The sequence below is a fragment of the Mordavella massiliensis genome (genome assembly GCF_016901695.1).
Classification (GTDB): domain Bacteria; phylum Bacillota; class Clostridia; order Lachnospirales; family Lachnospiraceae; genus Claveliimonas; species Claveliimonas massiliensis_A.
In genome coordinates this window covers 1-2506 of sequence record NZ_JACJKS010000038.1, presented here as the reverse complement: position 1 = coordinate 2506, position 2506 = coordinate 1, and the positions used below count along the sequence as shown (strand labels likewise).

The following is a 2506-nucleotide window of genomic DNA, read 5'->3' as shown; positions in this document are numbered from 1 at the left end:
CATGAGCGTGCGGGGGCTCGAACCCCGGACAACTTGATTAAAAGTCAAGGTATCGAAATGCCCGCAACGCCCTGTTTTACAGTACTTCCGCGTCTCCTCGTGAGACATTTTTGAGACATGTTGATTTTATCTCTCTTTCCTCTTTTTGTCAATCGCGTTTTCTCTTCTTCATATTTATATACTAAATGGCAAGATTTAATGAAGAAATCTCCCCAGAGCTTCTGACGGCCCCGGGGATTGTATTATTTACGTCTGATCTCAATAGCCTCCATCTGAAGAGACTGCCCAACCGTTCCGAGCGTAGCCACCCCGTCCGCTTCTGTCCAGTCTGTCCAGCCGCTCTTTGCAAGATGCGCCCGCCACTCAAAATCTCCCTCCAGGCACAGACATTCCAAACGCTTCTTTTCACCAGTCGTTCCGATGATCGTATCCTTAGTGATTGCACCGTAGTCTACCCAACCATCAGTCTGTATGTGAGCTTTTACTTTGATCGTCTTTTCCAGAGGATCAATCTTTAACGCTTCAAGCCGCAGCCCTGCGCCAGTTGTTCCGATCACACAGCCATCCGGGACTTTCGTCAGCCACCCCTTAGTCTGAACATGCGCCTGGATTAATAACTCGGGATTACGGATCTCCACCGCTTCAAGCTGACAGGAAGCACCTCTCACTCCAGCCCACTCACCATCGATCTCCCACTCGCTCCAGCCATATTTCTTTTGGTGTACGCGGTAGGCGTAATGGACGCTGTCGCTCTTGATCGAAATGGCTTCCACTCTCTTTTTCTTTCCAGTCGTTCCCAGGATTGTATCTGCCCCGATGTCTTTATAGGACACATCTCCATCTGTGCGAAGATGCAGTTTGATTTCGGGATCACCAGGCATATCGATGCGCAGAGCTTCGATCCGCCGGTTCTGACCGGTCGTGCCCGCCATCTGTCCATCTGACTTCCAATTCAGCCAACCGTCACCGCGGACATGCACCTGATAATTAACGGTTCCCTTTGTGCTGCCGGATGACTGTCTGGTCCCTCCAGATCGTATATCCCCATCCGGATCCGTATTGACAGCTTTTCCCTTTGCGTAGGCAGCCCAGGCGTTCCGATCCCCATAGAAAACATTCAGGTCAAGGTTTCCCGAATAACCTGACAGCCGGCCATGAGATGTGTACTGGTACATGGCAGCTCCCGCCCATGCCCCCGTTCCACCGTATAACGGCGCGGACGGGTTGTATCCCATAATCGTATCGCCGGCATAATAGCCGGCATTCCACAGCCCATAATCAGCCTGTGCCACAGGCGCCCAGTTGTAGCTGTTAATACAGTTGTTATAGGAGTATAGGAGTCCCTTAACCCCCGTCAGCTCCTGCAGCCGGTCAAGGAATTCTTTCGCATAACTCACGCCACGGCCAACCGCGGATCCTTCCCAGTCAAGAATAAGAATGCCTTTCCCCACATAACCCTTAATGTTTTTATAGAAAAAGTCCGCCTCTGTACGGCCGGAAGTTTTTCCAGTTGCAAAATGATACACCCCGAACGGCTTCCCCATTGCAATAGCTTTCTGCACAAACCCGTCGCAGTATGCGTCCACAAATCCGGTCCCTTCCGTCGCTTTGCATATCACGAAATCGCAGGGGACCTTCGCAAGATCAAATCCTGCACGTCCCTGATGGTTACTGATATCAATTCCATTCATACTCATAGTCTATCTCCTTCCTGTTGCACGTCGCAACAAAAAGAAGACGGTTTCCCGTCCTCTGGTTTATTTCGTCTTATTATACTTTGTCCGGCTCCACATCTCCGCGACCTTCTCCCAGCCGCCGGTAGCGACCAGGTAAACGATAAATGCCGCGATCACGGATCCGACAATATAATACCACATGATCGTTATCTGCAGATAAATACACAGTATTACAACCGCCAGGGGACATAGGATCAACGCAACAACCAGCGCAACAGCGTTTGTCTGGATATTTTTGAGCCCGGGCATCTCCTTGATCACCTGGGTGATGATGCTGACCAGGAAGGCCAGAACGCCGATCACGATCAGCGCATAAGTAACATATTCCATTAATACTTCTACATTCATAGTCTATTCCTCCATATCATGCGCCTGTTTGTTCAGGTGCTTTTCAATTTTATTGATACCGTCAGTTACGGGGCCGTTGCAGCCCTGCTCTTTGAGACCTTTCAGGCAGGCCAGAAGGCCATATGTGATCAGACACTGTTCTTCGTTTATCTTCCTGATATCATCCTCATGAGTCTTTCGGATCTTCTCGATCTTCGTTTCCAGTTCATCTGGCTTTCTGAAAAAACGATAAGCCGCGATCAACATTCCACCGATCACACCCAGTGCTGCGATCAGACTGCCTGCAGTAATGATTGTCTCAATGTTTATATACATCGGACTGTACCTCCTATATTTTATGCCACAAAAATAAGACCGGTTCACGGTCTAGCTCGAATTCTCATATTGATCACGCTCCTATCTATATAACAAATAACTGTTTG

At 49.2% G+C, this 2506-nt stretch carries 3 protein-coding genes; all 3 read right to left on the bottom strand.

The annotated features are described in order from the left end of the window. Nucleotides 1-242 precede the first annotated feature (242 nt). From H6A20_RS12915 to H6A20_RS12905, 3 genes are read right to left on the bottom strand one after another with little or no spacing between them, the layout of a single operon-like run. The gene (locus tag H6A20_RS12915; RefSeq protein WP_204907510.1) at nt 243-1697 is read right to left on the bottom strand and encodes a GH25 family lysozyme; all 1455 of its coding nucleotides are present in this window, start codon (nt 1695-1697) and stop codon (nt 243-245) included. Between the two features lie 60 nt (nt 1698-1757). Then, entirely contained in the window at nt 1758-2084 is a 327-nt protein-coding gene (locus H6A20_RS12910) for a ribonuclease (RefSeq protein WP_204907509.1), read from the bottom strand. A 3-nt stretch (nt 2085-2087) separates the two neighbouring features. Beyond that, complete coding sequence (locus tag H6A20_RS12905) at nt 2088-2399, bottom strand: branched-chain amino acid ABC transporter permease (RefSeq protein ID WP_204907508.1); 312 nt, start codon at nt 2397-2399, stop codon at nt 2088-2090. Between the last annotated feature and the right edge of the window lie 107 nt (nt 2400-2506).

Bases quoted from the DNA above. Each gene is read 5' to 3' on its own strand.
- H6A20_RS12915 (WP_204907510.1), bottom strand. From the start codon at position 1,697: ATGAGTATGAATGGAATTGATATCAGTAACCATCAGGGACGTGCAGGA.
- H6A20_RS12910 (WP_204907509.1), bottom strand. From the start codon at position 2,084: ATGAATGTAGAAGTATTAATGGAATATGTTACTTATGCGCTGATCGTG.
- H6A20_RS12905 (WP_204907508.1), bottom strand. From the start codon at position 2,399: ATGTATATAAACATTGAGACAATCATTACTGCAGGCAGTCTGATCGCA.